The 19,116-nt window shown below is 50.2% G+C and carries 21 protein-coding genes and 1 pseudogene; 12 read left to right on the forward strand and 10 right to left on the reverse strand.

Features of this window, described 5'->3' with window-relative positions; genetic code table 11:
- Positions 1–244 precede the first annotated feature (244 nt).
- Positions 245–1,633 carry an aldehyde dehydrogenase family protein gene (locus BL249_RS02565; protein ID WP_099704930.1) on the reverse strand — a complete coding sequence of 463 codons (1,389 nt, stop codon included), beginning with the start codon at positions 1,631–1,633 and terminating at the stop codon, positions 245–247.
- A gap of 102 nt (positions 1,634–1,735) precedes the next feature.
- Here BL249_RS02565 and ptrR point away from each other — a divergent pair, with 102 nt between their 5' ends.
- Complete coding sequence (ptrR, locus tag BL249_RS02570; protein ID WP_099704957.1) at positions 1,736–2,632, forward strand: putrescine utilization regulator PtrR; 897 nt, start codon at positions 1,736–1,738, stop codon at positions 2,630–2,632.
- 176 nt (positions 2,633–2,808) lie between these two features.
- On the opposite strand, the gene BL249_RS18905 is transcribed toward ptrR, so the two are convergent.
- The 5 genes and pseudogenes from BL249_RS18905 to copC form a co-directional block, all read right to left on the reverse strand.
- Positions 2,809–2,967, reverse strand: a complete 159-nt coding sequence (locus BL249_RS18905; RefSeq protein WP_158233069.1) for a hypothetical protein — start codon at positions 2,965–2,967, stop codon at positions 2,809–2,811.
- Between the two features lie 196 nt (positions 2,968–3,163).
- Positions 3,164–5,178 (reverse strand): annotated as a pseudogene (locus BL249_RS02580) (protein-disulfide reductase DsbD family protein).
- A gap of 159 nt (positions 5,179–5,337) precedes the next feature.
- Positions 5,338–5,604: a hypothetical protein gene (locus BL249_RS02585; RefSeq protein WP_099704932.1), complete on the reverse strand. Its 267-nt coding sequence runs from the start codon at positions 5,602–5,604 to the stop codon at positions 5,338–5,340.
- Positions 5,605–5,688: 84 nt separating this feature from the next.
- On the reverse strand, positions 5,689–6,537 hold the full coding sequence (locus BL249_RS02590) for an NAD(P)-dependent oxidoreductase (RefSeq protein WP_241898825.1): 849 nt from the start codon (positions 6,535–6,537) through the stop codon (positions 5,689–5,691).
- A 198-nt stretch (positions 6,538–6,735) separates the two neighbouring features.
- Positions 6,736–7,113 carry a copper homeostasis periplasmic binding protein CopC gene (gene copC, locus BL249_RS02595; protein WP_099704934.1) on the reverse strand — a complete coding sequence of 126 codons (378 nt, stop codon included), beginning with the start codon at positions 7,111–7,113 and terminating at the stop codon, positions 6,736–6,738.
- Between the two features lie 280 nt (positions 7,114–7,393).
- Here copC and pptA point away from each other — a divergent pair, with 280 nt between their 5' ends.
- The 3 genes from pptA (at position 7,394) to BL249_RS02610 (ending at position 9,202) form a co-directional block, all read left to right on the forward strand.
- A complete protein-coding gene (gene pptA / locus BL249_RS02600; protein ID WP_099704935.1) occupies positions 7,394–7,624 on the forward strand; it encodes a tautomerase PptA in 231 nt (76 codons plus the stop codon).
- Between the two features lie 409 nt (positions 7,625–8,033).
- Entirely contained in the window at positions 8,034–8,828 is a 795-nt protein-coding gene (locus BL249_RS02605) for an SDR family NAD(P)-dependent oxidoreductase (RefSeq protein ID WP_099704936.1), read from the forward strand.
- A 113-nt stretch (positions 8,829–8,941) separates the two neighbouring features.
- Positions 8,942–9,202: a DUF2534 family protein gene (locus BL249_RS02610; RefSeq protein WP_099704937.1), complete on the forward strand. Its 261-nt coding sequence runs from the start codon at positions 8,942–8,944 to the stop codon at positions 9,200–9,202.
- 106 nt (positions 9,203–9,308) lie between these two features.
- On the opposite strand, the gene BL249_RS02615 is transcribed toward BL249_RS02610, so the two are convergent.
- Positions 9,309–10,775: a catalase gene (locus BL249_RS02615; RefSeq protein ID WP_099704938.1), complete on the reverse strand. Its 1,467-nt coding sequence runs from the start codon at positions 10,773–10,775 to the stop codon at positions 9,309–9,311.
- 216 nt (positions 10,776–10,991) lie between these two features.
- On the opposite strand from BL249_RS02615, the gene BL249_RS18910 reads away from it, so the two are divergent.
- Positions 10,992–11,495, forward strand: a complete 504-nt coding sequence (locus BL249_RS18910; protein WP_158233070.1) for a thioredoxin family protein — start codon at positions 10,992–10,994, stop codon at positions 11,493–11,495.
- A 26-nt stretch (positions 11,496–11,521) separates the two neighbouring features.
- Here the strand turns inward: BL249_RS18910 and BL249_RS02625 are convergent, their stop codons facing one another.
- On the reverse strand, positions 11,522–12,103 hold the full coding sequence (locus BL249_RS02625; RefSeq protein WP_099704939.1) for a TetR/AcrR family transcriptional regulator: 582 nt from the start codon (positions 12,101–12,103) through the stop codon (positions 11,522–11,524).
- A gap of 328 nt (positions 12,104–12,431) precedes the next feature.
- Between BL249_RS02625 and BL249_RS02630 the strand changes: the two genes are divergently transcribed.
- Positions 12,432–12,788 (forward strand): RamA family antibiotic efflux transcriptional regulator, encoded by a 357-nt coding sequence (locus BL249_RS02630; RefSeq protein ID WP_099704940.1) that lies wholly within the window; start codon positions 12,432–12,434, stop codon positions 12,786–12,788.
- Between the two features lie 48 nt (positions 12,789–12,836).
- Here the strand turns inward: BL249_RS02630 and BL249_RS02635 are convergent, their stop codons facing one another.
- A complete protein-coding gene (locus BL249_RS02635) occupies positions 12,837–13,073 on the reverse strand; it encodes a hypothetical protein (RefSeq protein WP_241898826.1) in 237 nt (78 codons plus the stop codon).
- A gap of 186 nt (positions 13,074–13,259) precedes the next feature.
- On the opposite strand from BL249_RS02635, the gene BL249_RS02640 reads away from it, so the two are divergent.
- Entirely contained in the window at positions 13,260–13,640 is a 381-nt protein-coding gene (locus BL249_RS02640) for a RidA family protein (protein WP_099704941.1), read from the forward strand.
- Positions 13,641–13,650: 10 nt separating this feature from the next.
- Here the strand turns inward: BL249_RS02640 and BL249_RS02645 are convergent, their stop codons facing one another.
- The gene (locus BL249_RS02645) at positions 13,651–14,016 is read right to left on the reverse strand and encodes a hypothetical protein (RefSeq protein WP_099716835.1); all 366 of its coding nucleotides are present in this window, start codon (positions 14,014–14,016) and stop codon (positions 13,651–13,653) included.
- Between the two features lie 281 nt (positions 14,017–14,297).
- On the opposite strand from BL249_RS02645, the gene BL249_RS02650 reads away from it, so the two are divergent.
- From BL249_RS02650 to BL249_RS02670, 5 genes are all read left to right on the forward strand, one after another.
- The gene (locus BL249_RS02650; RefSeq protein ID WP_099704943.1) at positions 14,298–15,215 is read left to right on the forward strand and encodes a metal ABC transporter substrate-binding protein; all 918 of its coding nucleotides are present in this window, start codon (positions 14,298–14,300) and stop codon (positions 15,213–15,215) included.
- Positions 15,212–16,039, forward strand: a complete 828-nt coding sequence (locus BL249_RS02655; protein WP_099704944.1) for a manganese/iron ABC transporter ATP-binding protein — start codon at positions 15,212–15,214, stop codon at positions 16,037–16,039. The genes BL249_RS02650 and BL249_RS02655 overlap by 4 nt, the downstream gene beginning before the upstream one ends.
- 2 nt (positions 16,040–16,041) lie before the next feature.
- Complete coding sequence (sitC, locus tag BL249_RS02660; protein WP_099704945.1) at positions 16,042–16,914, forward strand: iron/manganese ABC transporter permease subunit SitC; 873 nt, start codon at positions 16,042–16,044, stop codon at positions 16,912–16,914.
- Positions 16,895–17,758, forward strand: coding sequence for a metal ABC transporter permease (locus BL249_RS02665; RefSeq protein ID WP_099704946.1), 864 nt, complete (start codon positions 16,895–16,897; stop codon positions 17,756–17,758). The genes sitC and BL249_RS02665 overlap by 20 nt, the downstream gene beginning before the upstream one ends.
- Positions 17,759–18,250: 492 nt before the next feature.
- Positions 18,251–18,859 carry a hypothetical protein gene (locus BL249_RS02670; RefSeq protein WP_099704947.1) on the forward strand — a complete coding sequence of 203 codons (609 nt, stop codon included), beginning with the start codon at positions 18,251–18,253 and terminating at the stop codon, positions 18,857–18,859.
- Positions 18,860–19,116: the final 257 nt, after the last annotated feature.

The raw sequence follows: 19,116 nt of genomic DNA on the forward strand, positions 1-19,116 counted from the left end.
AAAAACTGCACCGGTTCATTTGCGTTAAAACAAGATGCGCAGCATCAACTGACGGGAAACATATCTTTAAAAATGACAAATGTAAATAGACTATTCATAACCTAATCTCAATAAAGAGTCGGTATTGCTGAAAGCGCTATCTGCTATGAGATGCTACGTAGATAAAAGTATTTTCACAACGCTAAGCGTATAAATGAAAGGTTGGTAACAGGGTACACGGGTACCCTGTCTGAGGCAGGCAATATTATTTACGATCGAGCCAGACGGTCTGGGCATTACAAAATTCACGAACGCCAAAATGTGACAATTCGCGGCCAAAACCACTTTTTTTCACGCCGCCAAAGGCAACCCGCGGATCGGAGGCACTGTAACCATTAATAAATACTCCACCGCATTGCAGACGCTGTGCCATCCTGTTAGCCAGTGCCATATCTGCGGTGTAGAGGGTGGCACACAAACCAAAATCACTGTCGTTTGCCAGTGCCAGTGCGTGTTCTGCGTCTTGTGCTACGCTAATGGCGGCTACCGGACCAAACAATTCCTGGCGGAATGCCGTCATTGTCGGGGTAACGTCAGCGAGTACCGTTGGCTGGTACCAGTTACCAGGGCCTGGCACTTTATTGCCGCCCAGTAACAGGCTTGCGCCTTCAGCCAGTGACGCCTGTACCTGCTGATGCAGTTCATCGCGTAAATCCGCCCGGGCCATGGGGCCTATCCAGGTCTCTTCTGCCATCGGATCGCCGACGTTAAGCTTACTGACTGCGGCAACAAAGCGGCGGGTGAATTCTGTTGCGAGCGGTTTTTCAACAATCATCCGTTTAGCGGCGGCGCAGACCTGGCCGGTGTTCTGGTAACGTCCGGTGACGGCGGCCTGGACTGCCTCATCCAAATCCGCATCCTTTAAGACAATAAAAGGGTCAGAACCGCCCAGTTCCAGTACACATTTTTTTACCAGCGCGCCCGCACGGCTGGCGACGGCCGCACCGGCGGAAACGCTGCCGGTGAGGGTGATTGCCGCAATACGCTCATCGGCCATCACTGCCGATACCACATCGGGCGCCACATTGAGAACGCCTAGCGCACCGGCAGGAAAGCCAGCTTCCGTTATCCAGTCACGGATCAGATAAGCGCAACCCATGACACTGGGTGCCGGTTTGAGCAGCCAGACATTGCCGGCAATCAGAGCCGGCACTGCACCGCGCAGCACCTGCCACAGCGGAAAATTCCACGGCATGATGGCCAGTAACATACCAAGCGGTCGGTAAGCAATCACCGCCTCACCTTGTTCAACCGGTGCCGGTTCGTCTGCCAGCATCGCCGGTCCGTGCTGGGCATACCATTCACACAGTCTGGCCGATTTTTCTACTTCGCCGCGTGCCTGGTTAATCGGTTTACCCATTTCCATCACTATCAAGCGCGCCATTTTTTCGCTATCACGTCGAATCAGCTGGGCCAGACGCTGCAGCGTGCTGGCGCGTTGTGCCAGCGGAGTCTGTTGCCATTCCACAAAGGCCTGATGGCCAGTTTCCAGTAACTGACTAATAACCGGCTGGCTATCCCAGGGCCATTCGTTGAGGATTTCGCCGTTGGTGGGATTGACTGAACGGGCGGGAAGGGGAGTTACATTTGCCATCGTTGATTGCTCCTTACAAAGTCATGGCATGATTGTTACCGCTTGCAGGATTAATTAAAAATGAATAAAAATAACAAAACTATTCATATTTTGAGAATTGATATGAACCTGACCCAGTTGGAGATGTTTCGTGCCGTGGCGGAAACCGGCAGTATCAGCGCGGCGGCGGCCCGGGTGCATCGGGTGCCGTCTAATCTGACTACCCGCATTAAGCAACTGGAAGATGAGCTGGGCGTTGAGCTTTTTATCCGGGAGAGTCAGCGTATGCGGTTGTCTGCCGCTGGCCACCATTTTCTCGACTACAACAATCGCATACTTGATCTGGTCAGTGAGGCGAAAAATGCCGTCAGCGGTCGTCAGCCGCAGGGTATTTTTCCACTGGGCGCGCTGGAAAGTTGTGCTGCTGTGCGTATTCCGTCATTACTGGCTCATTACAATCAGCAATTTCCCCAGGTTGAACTAGCGCTGAAAACCGGGCCTTCCGGGGAATTAATTGAGGCCGTATTGCAGGGAGAACTGGCCGCGGCATTTGTTGACGGGCCGATTTTGCATCCGGCACTGACCGGCATTGCTGTGTACCGCGAGGAGATGATGATTGTGGTGCCGGCGGCACACCCAGCGATTAGCCGCGCCCGTGAGGTACAGGGCGCGACGTTGTACGCTTTTCGTGCAAACTGCGCATACCGGCGTCATTTTGAAAGCTGGTTTCATGATGATGGCGTGTTGCCCGGCAGAATATATGAAATGGAGTCATATCATGGAATGCTGGCCTGTGTTATTGCCGGTAGCGGACTGGCGTTAATGCCGCGCAGCATGCTGGAAAGTATGCCAGGCAGCCATTCAGTCACTGCCTGGTCACTGTCTCAACATTACCGTTACCTTGATACCTGGCTTATCTGGCGCCAGGGTATGCAAGGGGCAAACCTGCGTGAGTTTATTACCATGACCCAGGCGCAGGCTGCAGCGGCGGTGACAGCGGGGAGCAATCAACGCCGTTAATCGGCTACGTAAATGGTGAGTGAGTTGAAACTGATTGATTAACAAAAATAATAAGCGCTTTTTCATACTATAGCAATGTACGCATAACCTGCTATTTCATTACGGTTCCAGCAGTACAAAAAACAGGCTAAACCTCATCTCACCGGGTCTGGCTGTTCTCATTGAACGCCAGCAAATTATTTTGCTGTAGTTGCTAGCATTAAGAAGTTAGCCGGGCGGGATCCTGCAAAGCGTTTTAATATCAACGCAATCTCCGACTGGTTTTTGATAATTTTTTCCAGCAGCGCAGCAAAATGTTTACAGTGCGGGCGGTTGTAATCGGTAAGCACCACCATGAACAGTCCGGGATGCGCGGCGACTGGCCAGCGCACTGGTTGCCGGCCGGAGCAGTTTGTACTGGCATAGCGGAATTTGACACCGGTGGGACGTCCGTGAATGTTTCAATATGCGCTTTCGGTTGTGGAATAAAAAATAACTGCGTGGCCGCCAGTAACGGTGTTGAAACCAACAGCAGGGCACTCATCAGTTTTTTCATAGCGGCTCGTCTCTGGCCTGATCCAGTGCACTTAATAACGCGCCGGTTGTCAGTAATGGCGAAAGCACCCTGCCGTTAGGCAGCCCGGGGCCGTATACCTGATTGAACGGAATTGCCGCACTGTGGCGATCCTGCAGGAAGCGCTGGATGGTTGGTGAAGGGTGGGTCCAGTCAGCGCGTAATGCCACCACGTCTGCTGCCCGTAAGGCGTTTTGCACCCTGTTGTTGAGGATAACGTTAAGCTTATTGACTTTGCAGGTGATACACCAGTCGGCGGTAACATCAACAAACACTCGCTTACCCTGCAACAAAGCCTGATAAATAGCCTGCTCAGACAGCGGTTGCCAGTGAATATTGTCCTGTAACTTTTTTTGCCAGTAGCCATCAGGCTGCAAACCGGGGAGCAGTGCGGCAACGAAAAAGAGAGCACCGCTGCTGACGATAAAAGCCTGACGCGTGCCTTGCTGATACCAAAAGCAGCCAGCAGGCAAATCAGTACGATGCTGCCGGCCAGCAATACGGAGAAAATGCCGGTATGGTTAACCATCAGGCTGAGTAACCACAGACAGGAACCCAGCATCATCAGGCCAGGTAATAGACGTAGTAAAATCATCCAGCGCCCGGGACGCGGCAGGTGGTGTGCCAGTACAGGGTAAACGGCTATCAGCAACCATGGCAGGCTCATTCCTGTGCCGAGAGCAATAAAAATGGTCCATAGCTGAGGAAGTGACGCCGCCAGCGCGAAGGCGACTGCGCTGCCGACAAAGGGGGCCGAGCAGGGCGTCGCCAGTAAAGTCGCAAACATGCCTTGCAGAAAACAGACGCGATAACTGTTGCTCTGGGATGTCGTCAGACGGGTGTTAAAGGCCGCTGGCAGCCGGAGATGAAACAGACCTAACAGGTTAGCTGTGAATAATGCCGTCACGGCCACCATCACGCCGATAAACCAGGGATGCTGGAACTGAAAGCCCCAGCCAGCAGTCTGATGCGTGAGCCTTAATACGGTCATTAATATTGCCAGCGTCATAAAAGCAACGATGATGCCGGCGGCTGAGGTGAGAAATTGCGCGCGAACCATACGGTTTTGTTGCCGCTCAACTGTCATTACGCTGCTGAGTTTCATGGCCAGCACCGGCAGAACACAAGGCATGATATTGAGTATCAGACCGCCGGCCAGCGCCAGCAGTAAGATCTGCCAGAGAGTTATCGGCTCAGCTTCATTGAGCATCAGGGGGGCGCCGATGGTCAGCATACTTTGCTGGGCCATGCCATTATCGGCCAGCACCAGCGACAGCGTAGAACCGCGCAGATTAGCGGCAGCCTCCCCCTTTTCATTTGTCACCGGTATTGACGCGGTAAGCAGTTCACCATCAACCTGTACCACCGGTTCACCAGTGCGGCTATTTGCCGGATTATCAGAAAACAATGTTGGCCGATCCCAACCGGCCGCCCGGCGGGCTTTCACCTGAATTTCTCCCGCCCGGTACTCGGCTTGCAGCTGATCGGTAAGACCCCTGTCAAGTGGCACCTGTCCCATTGCCTGAGCATAGTCATGACTGAAGTCGCGATCGGCAGGCTGGCTGAAATCCAGTGAAAAAGGATAATCGGTGATGATACAAACAGTGCTGCAGGTAGAAAGAGTCAGGGTACCGTGGGTTCTGCCCGGCGGGATATTTTTAAGCGTCAATGGGAAGCTGACCTGAGTCTGATAGCCCTGGCTTGAGTTACCGGCAATATCAAAACGCTGCGGCGTAGGCCAGTTCCATTCAGATTCTATCAATGGATCATCCCAGCGCAGGCTGGGTGCAATCCCCCCTTCACCAGGTGTACGCCAGTAGGTTTTCCAGCCTGGCTGCAATTTTACTTCCAGCAGCAGCTGCTGACTGTTGCCACGTAAACGAACGTTGGCATAGCCATTCTGAGGATGGTGCAACCAGCCGCTGTCCGCAGCAAAGGCGGCGGGTAGCCATAGCAGCAGGCCGCACAGGCTGCTGATAAAACGCATAAACATAATTATCTCCGTAAGTAAGCCATAGCCCGGTTGAACTCAATACCGGTTGACTTATTCACGCAGATTGCAAAATTCGAGATACAGGCGACATCGCGCAGGAAAGGATTGTGGTGACGCGGGTAGACGAGCAATCAGCAGCAACCGCAGTGCCAGCATGCCTTAGAATATCAGCAGAAAAAATAGTGACGCTTCTGCCAGTTGCGGCAGAGTCCCGCTCAGCGATTTAGGGTTCAGTTCGCAACTGAGCGTGGCGATATCATCGGGCGTTTCATACTCTGTCGTCGAACCTTGCAGCGTGCCGGATATCTCTGGTGCTGACAGCAGGGCAAACAGGCGATGCGTTGCCACTCGCTGGCTGATACTGATGATGACAAGCAGGCAGGCGAGGAATAAAAAAAACCTGCCCATGTGATGTTGATTCAGCATAAACCATCCGCATAACGAAGTGATAACAATCTTAACGATGCGGAGTGCGGTGACAAGTCAGACACGGGTAAAATAACGTAATAGTTATTCTTTGCGCTGTAAAAAGTTGTTCAGTAGCCGCCTGTAATCATCTTGATGCTGCTGATTATCTGCCAGTTGCCGACAAAGCTGCGCCAGCGCATGATAAACCACATCACCAGGCAGTTCACCCTGGTTGAGGCTGGCAATCTCTTGCATTTCAGGCGCCCAGCGCCACGCTTTACTGTACATATCGGGGATCGCCTGACGCAGGCGATCCATCAGCGCAGGCTGGCTATCAGTCATCTCCTGCCATAACGCCTCTGCCGCACCGGCTCTGCTGGCATTAATCAGCATCAGGGTACTGAGCAGGGTGATGCCTTTATTAATTCCGGCATAGGACATTTTCAGTGCCGAAGCGGCTCCCACTTCGGCGGCCATTATTTTCACCCGCAAGCCGGCATCACTCAACCAGCTAAGCTTCGGGGCATCATCACCAGCGAACCAAAAACGCGGTCCTTTTTCCTGCGCGTCAGAAGGTGGCAGACCAATAATTGCCCCATCAACAAAGCCGGCGCCGCTTGCATCAATTACTGCGTGAATTTTGCCAACCTGCCGGGCACTAACCGCATTGCAATCGACATAGAGCGGTTTAGTCCTGCTGCGTGCTAGCAGCGGCGCAAGTTCAGTGGCCAGTGTCATTGCGTTGGCCGGAGGAACGATGGAAAAAATAGCTTCAGCTTTCATCAGTTCATCCGCATTCACTGCGGTCATTTTTGCCTGGCGGGGGCGTGCTGCAGAGGCAGAAGAGCGTCCCGTCAGCAGAGTTAATACCTCAACACGATGCGCTGTCAGTACGCTGGCAACGGCAGCCCCCATAGCACTAGGGGCGATAATAGCAACGGTTTTCATCATTTAACTCCACATCAGGTAATTAATCAGAGTGCTTAGCTGATATTGCTAGTATGCGTGCCAGTAGCCGGTAACCCCCTGTTCAAAGCCTGATGCAGGCTGGCTGCCGGGCGAATTATTCGCGAGAAGAGATGTTGCTTTGCTACAGCGCTATTTGTCACCAATAACGCTGTGAAAGGCGCGCGGCGGCGCCTGAGTACGTTATTTTACGGTAAAACTGTACTCACCTTTAGTTTTATGACCATCGGTAGAAAGCACATGCCAGTTGACCTGGTAGGCACCCGCGGCCAGCGGTGCAGTGAGCGGCACCACCAGCTGTTTACCGTTACTTTTGCTAACGAGTGATTTTCCTGTCGGTACCAGCGCCCCCTGGCTGTCTTTCAGGGTAGCTTCACTGAATGCCGGCTCAAGGCCTTCGCTAAAGGTCAGCGTCAGCTGCTTAGGTGACGCTGTCACTTCTTCTTTCGCTGCGGGCTCAGAGGTTTTAAGATGTGCGTGGGCCTGCGCCTGCTGTACGCTGGCAGCAAAAGCCAGTACAGCGCTGATGGCAATCAGTGTTTTCCTGAACGGTAATTTCATGGTGTCGCTCCTTGGTTAATGTTATCCGGCTGACAAGCTGTCATCAGAAGGTTAGCAGGATAATAGCCAGCAACGGTGATTTAAAGTAACAAGTTTTGCGTTATTTGCGGGCAAAGACACAAACAGCCCGCTATCGGAATCCGCCAGGGGGCGTAGCCTGTTGCAGCACAAGCGATGCTGTGCGATGGCGACAGGCAGGCTATGCTGTGAATGCGTAGCATGCGATCTCTGGTTGTTGTACGCTCATCTGATGTTAAATCCTTTGCTATAGGACCTGGTTATGCCACATATCGAATTATCATTTTTCTCCCGTGACCTCAGTGATGAACAGCAACAAGCGCTGGCGAACGATCTGTGCGAAGTGGTAAAAAAACATTTTGGTTCCCGTGATGAATCCCTGTCTGTTGCCCTGCATCCTGTCGCAAAAGAAAACTGGAAAACACAGGTTTACGACCCGCGTATCCGGGCGGAAATTGATCGGCTGGTGAAAAAACCCGGCTACGAGATGTAATAATATCTGCTTGTCGCCAGCGCAGGTGCTGCATCTGCGCTGGCGACTGTACCATTCCTGATAGCCGGCTCTCTGACAAGGCTTCAACCCGCATCAATATCCAGATGGCTTAGCGCATTCAGTTTGTTGCCTGCGCGACGACGGTAATCCCTGTACGCCGCCCACTGAAAAAGGTTCAGGGATTTTCCCTGGTCATGATGGCCCTGAACCGACAGCGGTTAGCCTTTTATTGCAATACAATATCGCTGGTCTGAGCGCGTCTACGGGTGCGCTTTTTTTATCGCAGCTGGCGGCCGGTTTCCACTTAGCGATGTGTGTGGTGGTGATTGATTTTCCATGACCTTCAACCAGGCTTATTATTCGCAATACGGCAAGTTTGCTGTGTCATCCCATCATCTTTGAGGTACTGATGAAAATCGATTTAAGTGGAAAAACGGCGCTGGTTACCGCATCCACCGGCGGAATTGGCTATGCTATTGCCAGCGGCCTGGCACAAAGCGGGGCCAGGGTTATTATTAATGGTCGCACTAGCGACAGCGTTGAAAAAGCGCAGGCCAGGTTACAGACGGCGCTCCCGGCGGCCAGTATTATTCCGCTGGCCGCCAATCTGCGCGATGCCGCCGGCGTTAACACATTAATTAACGCCTTGCCACCGGTGGATATTCTGGTTAATAACGCCGGCATTTACGGCCCGCAGGATTTCTATCAGACAGACGATGAAACCTGGGAAAATTTCTGGCAAACCAATGTGATGTCTGGCGTGCGGCTGTCACGGGCCTTGTTGCCGGCAATGGTAAAACAAGGCTGGGGAAGGGTGGTTTTTATTTCTTCAGAATCGGCCCGTAATATCCCGTCTGATATGATCCACTATGGTGTCAGTAAAACGGCACAACTTTCATTGTCTCGCGGACTGGCAAAGTATGTTGCGGGCAGCGGCGTGACGGTGAACAGCGTGTTGCCTGGACCGACGTTATCCGATGGTTTAGCTGCCATGCTGGAAGAAGAGCGGCAGAAAACCGGCAAATCCCTTGACGCGCTGGCGAAAGCATTCGTGATGGAGGCGCGCCCCAGCTCAGTGATTCAACGGGCCGCCAGCGTTGATGAAGTCGCGAATATGGTGGTCTATATCTGTTCATCTCAGGCGTCGGCTACCACTGGGGCAGCACTACGCGTTGATGGTGGCGTGGTGGATGATATCGTCTGAAGCGGCATACAATCACCCTCTGGTTTGACAACAGTGGTGATAGGGCGTGTCACCATTGGCTTGCGCGTCACCATCGCGTAAACTAACCGCCTTAATACTCAAAGGGGAACATTATGAGAGCCATTTTTCCACTGTCACGTCAGGCGATAAAATTTGTCTGTTCGGTGATTATCGTGGCATTACTGGTGGGTGTGGTCATGGGACATGCCATTGTCGGTGGCATTATTGACGAGTATCATCTGCCGCTCAGCGAATGGCCGCTGCAGCTGTATATCACTGAAGGTTTTATGGTAGCAGGTTACAGTCTGGTGTTTACCCTGTTGCTTTCGGTCCCGCTCTGGTACTTTTTTCTCGGTGACAAGCAACAGCACTAAATCGTACGGTTATACGCTGCACAGCGGTGTTTACAACCTATCGCCCTGACTGTCAGCGTTAATTAATCTGCCCCTGATAATTCAGGGGCGATTTATTCAGACGGTTTTATCTGCTGGCGCGTGCTGCCATGACTTTTTCTTCAATGCGTTTACCCACCGCCGCGTCAATATTGCGCCAGTACTGAAAAGCCCGCGATAAAACTGGTTCTTCGACACCGGCCAACAGGTGCCCGGCAACGTTACTCACCAGCCGATCGCGGGCGGCCTGATCCATGACCTGATTGACCAGCATATTGGCCTGAGCGAAATCATCATCATCTTTACGCAGAGTATAAGCTGCGCGCACCATGTCACCGCTGGCAGGCCAGGTTGCATCGGTGGGATAGCGCGTACCGTCGGCGATCGGACCCCCTTTGGAATTAGGGGCATATACCGGATCGCTCACCGGGTTAATCCGCATCGCACCATCTTTACTGTAGCTGTTTACCGGGGCGTGCGGGGCGTTCACCGGTATCTGTTTATAGTTAACGCCCAGACGGGCACGATGAGCGTCAGCATAAGCAAAAATTCGCCCGATCAACATCTTATCCGGACTCAGTCCGATACCCGGCACCAGATTATTGGGTTCGAAGGCTGCTTGTTCAATCTGGGCATGATTATCAACCGGGTTACGATTGAGTTGCAGCTTGCCAACTTTGATCAACGGATAGTCTGCGTGTGGCCATACTTTGGTTAAATCAAACGGGTTGTAGCGGTAGGTTTCTGCTTCAGCAAAAGGCATAATCTGCACGTACAGGGTCCAGCTGGGGTATTCACCTTGATCAATGGCATTGTACAGATCGCGGGTGTGGTAGTCGCCATCCATGCCGGCCAGCCTATCTGCGTCTTCCTGTGTCAGGCATTTAACGCCCTGATCGGTTTTAAAATGGTATTTAACCCAGAATTTTTCACCCTGCGCATTTACCCACATATAAGTATGACTGGAATAGCCGTTCATATGACGCCAGCTTTTCGGTATACCGCGGTCACCCATAAGCCAGGTAACCTGATGCGCTGATTCGGGTGACAGCGTCCAGAAATCCCATTGCATATCATGATCACGTAAGTTATTGTCGGCTCGTCGCTTTTGTGATCGAATAAAGTGCTGGAATTTCATCGGATCGCGAATAAAAAATACCGGGGTATTGTTCCCCACCATGTCGTAATTGCCTTCGCTGGTATAAAACTTTATGGCAAAGCCACGCGGGTCACGCCAGGTGTCCGGGCTACCGCGCTCTCCGGCTACCGTGGAAAAACGCATCACTACATCGGTTTTTATTCCCGGCTGAAACAGCGCTGCTTTTGTGTAGCGGCTGATATCTTCTGTAACCTGAAAAAAGCCAAACGCGCCGCTCCCTTTCGCGTGCGGCTGCCGCTCCGGAATTCTTTCACGGTTAAAGTTGGCCATCTGCTCAATAAGATAATGGTCGTGAAGTAAAATCGGGCCATCCGGGCCAATGGTGAGCGAATGTTCATCACTGGCTACCGGAATGCCGGCATCCGTGGTGGTGGGTTTGTTATGCTGATTGCTCATGATTGCGTCTCCCGCGTCGTTATCATTCAGTCTTCTAGCGTAGTTCAGCGCGGCACGACGTGCAGAAAAATTCCCATTATTTTTGTAAGGTCAAGTTGCAATATCAGAGTCCTGTCGCCAGGGTCCCAGGCAGATATTAAGGTTAACGCCAGGCTTGACGCTGACCGTACCCCGCCGACATACTCAATGCCCACCGCCCGGATATTGGATGAAATAATGCAGGATTTTCAGCTACTACTGGCAGCAGGACGTGATTTTAAACAGTATGCACAGGACGGGCTGGCGACTGAAATTGCCGCCGTGCACAGTTTTCAGCAGCGGCTAAGTGCGCAAGCGCTGCCGCTGACCACACTGCAGCAGATAGCGGCAATTGACAAAGGCTACAGCCTGCTGGTTGCCGCTGAAATGTGGTGTCCTGACTGTCAGATAAACCTTTGCGCGATGGCGTTGTTGTGTCAGATGCAGCCACATATTGAAATGAAAATTATCAGTAAAGCCAGGGCAGAAAGGGCGCTGAAAATGCTGCTCGGTATTGAGCGCATTGCCATTCCCTACGTGCTGGTGCTTGATCAACACCAGCAGCTGGCAGGGCAGTTTATTGAGCAACCGCAAACGGTGATAAAAGGTAATCAGGTGATTCGTGAGGCATACCGACGCGGAGAGCATCTGCACGATACCCTGTATGAGCTGTTGCATATTATTTCACCGCAACAAAAGTAATTGCTCAGGTGGCGCGGCGATAGCGGTTAGTTATCCTGCTTTCCCAGTGCACGCCATAGTGCATCGAAACCCACCTGCTTAAACTCATCGGTTCGCGTGGGTTCAGCGGTAATAAATTTGATAGTGGTTTCCACCAGAGCCAGAAAAATTTCATCACTGTAGGCACGAAAGGGCGGAACACAAAATTCAGGCAGCAGTCCTGACTCAAGATGCTGACGGCGCTGAGGAAAAAGTTGAAGAACCTGCTCCCGGGTTGCATCGGTAATTTTTTCGCTGATTGCCAGCTTTCGCATGGTGAGGTAGCCATAGGGATTCGCCGCGCCCCAGTCAATGCAGTTATGCCATAAATGTCGCAAAAAAATCTTTGGCGAGCAGGTTAACAGGTCAACATTGTTAATAAGGGATTTACCCAGATCAAGCTTCAGATGCAAATACAATGCATTAAGCAGCGCATCTTTGCTGGCGAAATAGCGAAATAACGTCCCTTCAGCCACCCCGGCATAGCGGGTAATTTGCGCGGTAGAGGCGCCGATACCGCTTTCAGCAATAGCCCGGGTAGCCGCATTCAGCAAAGCCAGCTTTTTATCTTCACTTTTGGGACGCGCCACGTTCGTTACCTTTTAAAAACAAATATTAACTAGCACGCTCGATTGAACCACGTTGTATCACAGGCTGCAATCAACCCCGTCTGAATAAAACGGGCTTGACGAATCATTCCACCTTCATATAATGAGTGTTTACTCACTCATATTCAACTCTTTTCACACTGTACCCGTCAGTATCAGACTGCTGCAGCTGCACTGTGAAAGGGGAGACGCGTTGTTTGGTTTAATCTTATTAGCGGCTTCAGCGTTAGCCGGGCGATTTGCTTGCCAGCGTCCCGGCAGCAGGACGCTACAGCGCCTGTACTCAATTTGCAAACACTAAGGGGGGAATATGAACATTTCGGGACAAGTTATTGAAACACTTGTTGACTGGATTGATCAGCATCTCGATCAGCCACTAAAAATTGATGATGTTGCCCGCCATTCTGGTTATTCCAAATGGCATTTACAACGGCTTTTTATGCAGCATCAGGGTGAACCTTTAGGCAGCTATATTCGTAACAGAAAGCTGAGTCTGGCTGCGGCGGATTTGCGAAATACCGATGATCGGGTATTTGATATCTGCCTGAAATATGGCTTCGATTCACAGCAAACCTTCACGCGGATTTTTAGCCGGATTTATCATCAACCCCCTGCCGCTTACCGCAGAGCATTCCATCATAAAACAAACATGCAACGTGCCAGTTGAAGATGGAAAACTCTGCCGGACTCGCGCCAGCGGGTAACAAATTTGGTTTTAACGCCCGGCGTTACGCAGTTGGGTACAGAACGGGCAGTTACAGCCGTTAACCGAGTGGGCGTCGCAAACGCCGATTTGAAAAGAACGGCCGTCAGCCAGCACAATCTTAAACGCCGCAAGACGTTGACTGGCATTATTACCCTCAGGCATGGATACCCTGGCCTGAAATGCGCCGGCTTTACCCGCTGCCAGGACTAAAACCGCGGCTGAAAGTTGCATTTTGATTTTCATCATCTTCTTCCTTACAATCGGTCAGGAGCGGAAAACGTTATAACATAGCCTGCAGCGGATTGACCAGCGATCATGTTGTGACGCAGCCGGAGCCGATCGGGGTTACACGGCGTTCCGCCAGAGAGACTGCCTGCGGATGATGGCCGTTTTCACTGCCAGAACCCCGGTTATCATTATATAAAGGGAATTATTATGTCATTAACGCGCAAAATTTATTCATCTCTTGGTGAGGTGAATTCACCCTATGTGCATGCTGTAAAACACAATAACACGCTTTATGTCTCGGGTCTGACTGCTTTTGGCAGTGCTGCCCAGGGCGAAGATGTCATCGCTCAGGCGCGGGAGATCTTTCGCCAGCTAACGGTAATTGCCACTGAGGAAGGATGTAATCTTAGCGCGCTGGTTAAGGTGACTTTGTACCTGACTCAGCTGGAATCACTTTCCGCACTTCGTACGCTGCTTTACCAGCAATATGGCGATCATTTACCCGCCAGCACGTTACTGCAGTTCAGCGCGTTATTTTCAGCCGATCTGAAAATTGAAATTGACGCTATTCTGGCACTGGATTAGCGCTGTCGTATCAGGGCGGGGCGCTGACCCCGTGGCTGTCAATGCGCATGGCGCAGTGATACAAATCGGCACTGTCGTCTTTTTCACTGCGGCCATAGTTACCAGGATTAATGCGTCTGCAACTAACCGCCGGGCTGGTTAAATAGATCGAACCGGCCGCCCCCGAACTGATTGCATAACCTTCCTGCTGCTCAACCTTTTCCAGGTAGTGATAAAGTTGTTTTGACTGGCTGGCGGAGAAGGTCACTACCAGTCCATGATCGTCTTGCACCATTGCTGCGCGGGCAGTATCGGATTCTGCCGCCTGTACGTCGCAACTAAGCAGCGTTAACAGGCTAACGACAACCCACCGAGCCGTTAAGAAATCTGGTTTCATAATCATTCCGTGAGAGGTGTGATGAAAGATATTAACGCCTTAATAATCGCTTTCTTTCAAGCAAAAAAATAACTTAGCTGCTGACTGTATTGATCTGTTTCTTTCATTGGTATTTGCTATCAAATCCGCAAAAACAATATAACATTATGATATTTAATCATAAATCATTATCCTGCGCACAACATTTGTCCAACCTGTTTTCTACACAGACTATGCTAAAAATATAGCAAATGGTATAAAGTATAGCCTTTGCTATTTCAACCCTGTGGAGATCAACAGTCATGTACGACCGAAAGAAACCAAACACGTTGTTGCTCGCTGTACTGATATTGCTTAGCAGCAGTGGTTCTGCCTGGGCTGCTGGTAAATTCAAAGTAGTCACAACATTTACCGTTATTGCTGATATGGCAAAAAACGTCGCAGGTGATGCGGCAGAGGTCAGTTCAATTACCAAGCCTGGTGCAGAAATCCATGAATATCAGCCAACGCCAGGAGACATTAAGCGGGCGCAGGGTGCACAGCTTATTCTGGCAAACGGGCTGAATCTTGAATTGTGGTTCAAACGTTTTTATCAGCATCTGAATGGCGTGCCGGAAGTGGTTGTCACCACGGGCGTCAAACCAATGGGAATTACGGAAGGTCCCTACAACGGTAAACCCAATCCCCATGCTTGGATGTCCCCAGATAATGCCCTGATCTATGTTGATAACATCCGGGATGCCCTGATGAAATATGATCCGCAACATGCTGTGATTTACCAGCAGAACGCCACGATTTATAAGAAAAAAATCATCAGTACGCTGGAGCCGTTGAGAAAAGAGGTGGCTGAAATTCCGCAGAATAAGCGCTGGCTGGTTTCCAGTGAAGGGGCTTTCTCCTACCTTGCGCGCGATCTGGGTATGAAAGAGCTTTATTTGTGGCCGATTAATGCCGATCAGCAGGGAACACCACAACAGGTACGCAAAGTGGTGGACCGGGTAAAAAAAGACCATATACCAGCCGTGTTTAGCGAAAGCACGATATCCGATAAACCGGCCAGGCAGGTTGCCCGGGAAACCGGCGCGCTATACGGCGGTGTACTCTACGTTGATTCACTCAGTGCCAGTGACGGACCGGTACCAACCTATATCGACTTACTCAAGGTCACAACCGGCACCGTTGTCGAGGGTATTAAAGCGGGGATGAAGGATAAATCATGAATACGGCTAACGCGGCGGGCATTGCCGTTTCCGATGTCACCGTCACTTATCGCAATGGTCATACCGCACTTCGCTCGGCAACCTTTCAGGTGCCAGCCGGCGCTATCGCCGCGTTAGTAGGCGTTAATGGCTCCGGTAAATCGACGCTGTTTAAAGCAATAATGGGATTTGTTCGGCCGGCCTCAGGAAGCATCGCCGTGCTCGGCCTGACAACACGTCAGGCCTTGCGAAAAAATCTTGTCGCCTATGTTCCCCAGGCAGAAGAAGTGGACTGGTCGTTTCCGGTGCTGGTCGAAGATGTTGTCATGATGGGACGTTATGGGCATATGGGGGTATTGCGCATTCCGGCCGCCGCCGATAAACGCAGTGTCACTGAGGCGCTGGAACGCGTCGATATGCTGGCTTTTCGCCGGCGCCAGATAGGTGAGTTGTCAGGAGGACAGAAAAAGCGGGTTTTTCTTGCCAGAGCCATTGCTCAGCAGGGGCAGCTAATTTTGCTTGATGAACCTTTTACCGGGGTTGACGTTAAGACCGAAGCAAAAATAATCAGCCTGCTGCATGAATTACGTGAAGAGGGCAAAACCATGTTGGTTTCTACCCATAATCTTGGTTCAGTTAAAGGGTTTTGTGACTTTAGCGTGATGGTGAAAGGCACGGTGCTGGCAAGCGGACCGACTGAAACAACCTTCACTATGGAAAACCTTGAACGCACTTTTGACGGTGTATTGCGTCAGGTCGTACTGAGCGGTTCCGGCGAGCGCATTATTACTGATGATGAACGGCCGTTTATTTCACAGCGCAGTGCACCGCAGGAAGGGAACTGACGATGACAACCTTGCTGGAACCTTTTCAATATCAGTACATGCTCAATGCAATGTGGGTATCGGCGGTCGTTGGCGGACTTTGTGCTTTTCTCTCCTGTTATCTGATGCTTAAAGGCTGGTCCTTGATTGGTGACGCGCTTTCACACTCGATTGTGCCAGGGGTTGCCGGAGCCTGGATGCTGGGATTACCTTTTGCGCTGGGAGCCTTCATATCCGGTGGTCTGGCGGCCGGCAGCATGTTATTTCTCAATCAGCGCACGCGTCTGAAAGAAGATGCCATTATCGGGTTAATTTTTTCCTCTTTTTTTGGTCTGGGATTGTTTATTGTTTCGCTTAATCCCACGGCAGTGAATGTTCAGACCATTGTGCTGGGCAATATCCTGGCGATCGCGCCTGCCGATATATTACAACTGGCCATTATCGGTGGGGTTTCCATCATCGTGCTGTTTTTTAAATGGAAAGATCTGATGGTGACATTTTTTGATGAAAATCATGCGCGCACCATCGGTTTACGTACCCGCTGGCTGAAACTGATTTTCTTCACGCTGCTGGCGGCTTCTACAGTAGCCGCAATGCAAACCGTTGGTGCATTTTTGGTTATTTGTCTGGTCGTGACCCCTGGCGCAACCGCCTGGATGTTCTCCGATCGTTTTCCTCATTTGTTGTGTATCGCTGTCACTATTGGCAGTGTTACCAGCTTTTTCGGTGCCTGGGCCAGTTACTACCTTGATGGGGCGACCGGCGGCATTATCGTGGTTGCCCAGACAATCCTTTTTCTGCTTGCGTTTATTTTTGCGCCGACGCACGGGCTGCTGGCGGGTCGCCGACGTAACCGGCGCGCTTCAGGAGGGCGACATGCTGACAATGCTGCTTGAACCATTCCATTTCGGTTTTATGAACAGCGCGTTGTGGATCGCGCTGCTGGTTGCCATCCCCTGCGCGCTTCTTTCGGTGTTTTTAGTGCTGAAAGGCTGGGCGCTGTTGGGTGATGCTATGAGTCACGCTGTGTTTCCTGGCATTGTACTGGCATGGTTGCTGGGGTTGCCGCTGGGTGCAGGGGCTTTTGTCGCCGGCTTGTTCTGTGCACTAACCACCGGTTATCTGAAAGAACATAGCCGGATAAAGCAGGATACCCTGATGGGGATTGTCTTTTCCGGTATGTTTGCCAGCGGCCTGATCCTGTATATTGCAATGAAGCCCGGGGTGCATCTCGACCATATTTTATTTGGTGACATGCTCGGTATCACACCGGATGATAGCCAGCAGACGCTGATCATCGCCGTGCTGGTTGCTGGCATCATTGCGGTGAAATGGCGTGATTTTTTGCTATTTTGCTTTGATTTTCAGCAGGCAAAAGCCTGCGGATTACCCACCACATGGCTGCATTATGGTTTACTCAGTATGGTATCGCTTACCATCGTCGCCACGCTCAAATCTGTCGGTATTATTTTGTCAGTGTCTCTGCTGATTGCGCCGGGCGCAATAGCTGTTTTACTTACTCAGCGTTTCCAGCGGGCATTGCTGTTTGCGGTGGTGATATCGGTGGTTATCTCGCTGACTGGGGTTTACCTTTCTTTCTTTATTGACAGTGCGCCAGCGCCAACCATTGTTGTACTGTTTGCCGTTGTTTTTGTTATCACATTTCTGCTTTCCAGTCTTCGTGCCAGACGGCTGGAGCGAGTACGACATAGTGGGCACGAAACGTGCAATGCTGATTAACTGGGCTGCTGCAGTCAATGTAGGACCAGTATGGCAGGAGATTTACTCAGTCGGCCACAATAATCATTAGCGAATAATTATAATATAATTAAACGAGTTTTAAATAAAAGCGGGTTATTTAAAATTAATATTAAACAATTATAAAACGAAATGGATAAAACATTAAAAAAAACGCCATCCGAGAATGGCGAACGAAACGAAATGAAAAAAATTGCAGTGTATTTAATTGCTCAGGTCTTTCGGGAGTATTATTACCTGAATAAATTTATAAAACTTGACATAGATCAACCTTTCACGGCTGTTATTTAAACTCAATCTAAATAGCCAGCAGTTAGAACACTGAAAAATGTCGGCTATGCGTTATCCATACGTGGAGATACAAACAAGAACAACAATGATTCAACAGTGTGTAAAATAACATGTTTTTCTTATATTATCTTAAGTTAAATCCTTATTTCAATGAGTTAATGATTAATTATTCAGGTGCTAGCTATGTGTAATATTATTATTGAAAATGATATTAAGTTACTTTTTCGGGCCGATAGTCGTTCGCCTGAAGTTATCAAAAAAATCGGTGGTTTCTCTCAATCCCTTTCAATTGATACTGATGGAACATTAGGGAGGTTTCAAAACAATAAAGCTATTGAGCCAATTATTTATGTTGCGGAAACCTTTGGTGGCATGAGGCGTTTCGCTGAAAAAATGCCCGGTGAACGATATTACTATCAGATAAATAGTGAAGGATTAAACGTGGCCCGATATAGAAAGAATTGTGAAACTACTTTAGGCAGACGCAATCTTGCATTACATTTAAAAACGCAGAAAGTACTTATGAATAAAGTCATAGGTGAAGGTTGGGAAAAAATGTCTGACAAAGATATCAGGATCGTGTTAACTAAGGGCAGACACGGCGAAGTGTCATGGTTTGATCTGACCACAAATGTGGACGAATGCCACATTATTGGCTCTGTAAGCCAGTTACATAACACCACGTTACCTTATGCCTATGATTCATATCCTATCATTGTTGGCACTGACAGGATTGTATATGTTGGCAACAAAAGCACAGGAAAATCGCCTGATCCTGAGAAATTAGGTTAAAAACGCATTTCACTGATTAAATGACGTTAGTGAAGTGATTCATGTTAATGCGTACGCTTTTTCATATGTTATCACGCATATAATACGTGTGATCTTGTTTGTTATTCCGGAATTGCGCGGGGTTGCCTGGCAAATCTCTGCCTGCTGGTATAGTGGGCGATATCAGGATATGAAAAATGATAACCAGGATTTATTTATGTAATTAAGTATGTTGGTATGATGTAAGTGCTTGCGGCGTGTTAACCATCTTAGATATC

The organism is Erwinia sp. OLFS4 (assembly GCF_002752165.1).
Lineage (GTDB): Bacteria > Pseudomonadota > Gammaproteobacteria > Enterobacterales > Enterobacteriaceae > Izhakiella.

Bases quoted from the DNA above. Each gene is read 5' to 3' on its own strand.
- BL249_RS18905 (WP_158233069.1), bottom strand. From the start codon at position 2,967: ATGGTGGTGCTTACCGATTACAACCGCCCGCACTGTAAACATTTTGCT.
- BL249_RS02655 (WP_099704944.1), top strand. From the start codon at position 15,212: ATGAATACGGCTAACGCGGCGGGCATTGCCGTTTCCGATGTCACCGTC.
- copC (WP_099704934.1), bottom strand. From the start codon at position 7,113: ATGAAATTACCGTTCAGGAAAACACTGATTGCCATCAGCGCTGTACTG.
- BL249_RS02635 (WP_241898826.1), bottom strand. From the start codon at position 13,073: ATGATGAAAATCAAAATGCAACTTTCAGCCGCGGTTTTAGTCCTGGCA.
- BL249_RS02670 (WP_099704947.1), top strand. From the start codon at position 18,251: ATGTGTAATATTATTATTGAAAATGATATTAAGTTACTTTTTCGGGCC.
- BL249_RS02585 (WP_099704932.1), bottom strand. From the start codon at position 5,604: ATGCTGAATCAACATCACATGGGCAGGTTTTTTTTATTCCTCGCCTGC.
- BL249_RS02645 (WP_099716835.1), bottom strand. From the start codon at position 14,016: ATGAAACCAGATTTCTTAACGGCTCGGTGGGTTGTCGTTAGCCTGTTA.
- BL249_RS02605 (WP_099704936.1), top strand. From the start codon at position 8,034: ATGAAAATCGATTTAAGTGGAAAAACGGCGCTGGTTACCGCATCCACC.
- pptA (WP_099704935.1), top strand. From the start codon at position 7,394: ATGCCACATATCGAATTATCATTTTTCTCCCGTGACCTCAGTGATGAA.
- sitC (WP_099704945.1), top strand. From the start codon at position 16,042: ATGACAACCTTGCTGGAACCTTTTCAATATCAGTACATGCTCAATGCA.
- BL249_RS18910 (WP_158233070.1), top strand. From the start codon at position 10,992: ATGCAGGATTTTCAGCTACTACTGGCAGCAGGACGTGATTTTAAACAG.
- BL249_RS02650 (WP_099704943.1), top strand. From the start codon at position 14,298: ATGTACGACCGAAAGAAACCAAACACGTTGTTGCTCGCTGTACTGATA.
- BL249_RS02590 (WP_241898825.1), bottom strand. From the start codon at position 6,537: ATGATGAAAACCGTTGCTATTATCGCCCCTAGTGCTATGGGGGCTGCC.
- BL249_RS02630 (WP_099704940.1), top strand. From the start codon at position 12,432: ATGAACATTTCGGGACAAGTTATTGAAACACTTGTTGACTGGATTGAT.
- BL249_RS02615 (WP_099704938.1), bottom strand. From the start codon at position 10,775: ATGAGCAATCAGCATAACAAACCCACCACCACGGATGCCGGCATTCCG.
- BL249_RS02610 (WP_099704937.1), top strand. From the start codon at position 8,942: ATGAGAGCCATTTTTCCACTGTCACGTCAGGCGATAAAATTTGTCTGT.
- ptrR (WP_099704957.1), top strand. From the start codon at position 1,736: ATGAACCTGACCCAGTTGGAGATGTTTCGTGCCGTGGCGGAAACCGGC.
- BL249_RS02565 (WP_099704930.1), bottom strand. From the start codon at position 1,633: ATGGCAAATGTAACTCCCCTTCCCGCCCGTTCAGTCAATCCCACCAAC.
- BL249_RS02665 (WP_099704946.1), top strand. From the start codon at position 16,895: ATGCTGACAATGCTGCTTGAACCATTCCATTTCGGTTTTATGAACAGC.